The sequence below is a fragment of the Pseudomonas sp. NFACC32-1 genome, assembly GCF_900101215.1.
In the GTDB taxonomy this organism is placed as follows: Bacteria; Pseudomonadota; Gammaproteobacteria; order Pseudomonadales; family Pseudomonadaceae; genus Aquipseudomonas.
This window is the reverse complement of sequence record NZ_FMUL01000041.1, coordinates 1-2,390: the sequence shown is the minus strand read 5'-3', so window position 1 is coordinate 2,390 and position 2,390 is coordinate 1. Positions and strand designations below refer to the sequence as shown.

Sequence of the window (2,390 nt, the reverse complement as noted above, 5' to 3'; positions counted from 1 at the left end):
GCCGGATCCAGCGGTACGTAACCGCCCCCTGCCTTGAGGATCGCCAACAGGCCCACCACCATGTCGAGGCCGCGCTCGACACAGATCGCCACCCGAGAATCGGGTTTCACCCCCTGCTTGCGCAGGTAATGGGCCAGGCGGTTGGCCCGCTCGTTCAATTCGCGATAAGTCAGGCGTTGCCCACGATGCAGCACCGCCAACGACTCCGGCGTGCGCTGAACTTGCGCTTCGAACAACCCGTGAATCGTCTGCGCCAGCGGGTATTCGGCCTGGGTGGCGTTGAAGCCCACCAGCAGTTGCTCGCGCTCCGTGGCCGGCAGCACCGATAACTGGTGCAACGGCGCTTGCGGCGTCTGCTCCAGCATCCGGACCAGACTTTCCAACGTGTGCTGCACGTACCCGCAAAGCCGCTGCGCGCCAATGCGGGCCGGGGTCATGACGGTGAAACTGAACGCCTCGCCCAGGTCGTCCACCGACAACATCAACGGGTAGTTGGTCCGCTCTTCGCCACTGAGCATCTGGATGCCGTTCCAGGCCGACACCGCTTCGGCCGAAACCGTCGTTGCGGTGTGCCGATAGTTGAGCAAGGCACTGAACAACGGCGTCGGTGCCTCCACGCCGCTGCAGCGTTGTGCCAGGGCCAACGAGGCATGTTCATGGCCGAGCAAGGCCGTCAATCGTGCATGGGTCGCCTTGACCCCGGCCCGCACGCCTTGCGCCCCCAGGCTCACCCGCACGGGCAGCGTATTGATGAACATCCCCAGCGCCCGGTCGGCCCCTTCGCCACCTTGCATCCGGCCGACCAGCACGGTACCGAACACCACGTCGTCCTGGCCCGACACCTGGCTCAAGACCTGCGCCCAGACCAGGTGATACACACTCGCCGCACTGACCCCCAACTGCCGCGCCTGGGCACGCAACCGGCGGCTCAGGTCCGCCTCGACATCCTGGCGAGCTTCCTCGATCCCGCTGCCGTCACCTTGCACATCCTGCAGACCGAACGGCAGCGTCGGCTCGTCGACGTCGCCGAGCATGTCGCGGAAAAACGCTTCGTGGGCCTCGCGGCTCACCCCCAGGCGAGCCTGGGCCACGTAGTTGCGGTACGGCACCGAGGCGGGCAAGCGCTGTGCCTGGCCCAGCATGTGTGCCTCGATTTCCGCAACCAGCACCGCCAGTGAGGTGACATCGTCCACCAGATGATGGAACAGCAACATGCCCACCCAACGTTGGTTCTCCGGGTCCTGCGCATAGGCAATCCGCATCATCGGTGCCTGGCGGATGTCCAGGCGATAGAACCTGGGGTCGAAACGCTGGTGCAGTTGGGTGGCGATATCCCCCGCGGCCGGATCCAGCACGACCGGCTCGACATTCAAACGGGCGTCGCGCCACACCACCTGCATGGGCTCGGGCAAGCCCTCCCAGAGCACCCCGGTACGCAGGATATCGTGCCGGGCAATGACGGCCTGCAACGCCTGGGCGAACTGTTCGAGGCGCGCGAAACTGTCAAAGCCGAACATCACGTGTTGCAGATAGGGATCACCCTGGGCGGCGGCAAGGTGGTGATACAGGATCCCTTCCTGCAGAGGTGCCAAGGCATAGATGTCCTGGACGTTGGCCACGCCACCCGGCACCCTTGCCACGATTTCATCGATGGCCGGCTGATCCAGCTCGGCCAGCGGCAGCATCCCCGGCGTAATCCGTGTGCAACCAGCCGGGATGCCATTGGCCGGTACATCGACCTCCCTGTACCCGCCGACCGCAGCGGCCAGTGCCGCCAATGTCGACTGGTCGAACAGGACGCGTGCGTCGACGCTCAGCTTGACCTGACGCATACGCTCGATCATTTTCACGGCCAACAGCGAATGACCGCCCAGCTCGAAGAAATTGTCGTGGCGGCCGACCCGTTCGATACCGAGCAAGTCCTGCCAGATCCCGGCGATGGTCGCCTCGGTTTCGCCTTGTGGAGCTTCGTACGCACGGGCCACTACCGCAGTACGATCCGGCGCTGGCAATGCCTTGCGGTCCAGCTTGCCATTGGGGGTCAGCGGCAAGGCGTCGAGGTGCACGAAAGCGCTCGGCACCATGTATTCAGGCAGCAGGTTCTGCAGATGGCCCCGCAGAGTCTCGATGTCGAGGCCCGCATCGGCGGCATGGGTCGTGAAATAGGCCACCAGGCGCTTCTCGCCGGGCTCCTCCTCACGGGCCAGTACCACGGCCTCCTTGAGGCCTGGATGTTGCGCCAGCCGCGCTTCGATCTCGCCCAGTTCGATGCGGAAACCGCGAATCTTAACCTGATCGTCGTTACGCCCCAGGTAGTCGATGTTGCCGTCCGCCAGGTAGCGGCCCAGGTCGCCGGTGCGGTACATCCGCGCATTCGGCACGGTGCTGAA

The 2,390-nt window shown here is 64.9% G+C and carries 1 protein-coding gene; it reads right to left on the bottom strand.

Annotated elements, in window-relative coordinates; translation table 11 throughout:
* Window positions 1-2,390, bottom strand: a 2,390-nt coding sequence (locus BLP99_RS26005) for a condensation domain-containing protein (protein WP_143007998.1), incomplete at both ends; no start/stop codon positions are given.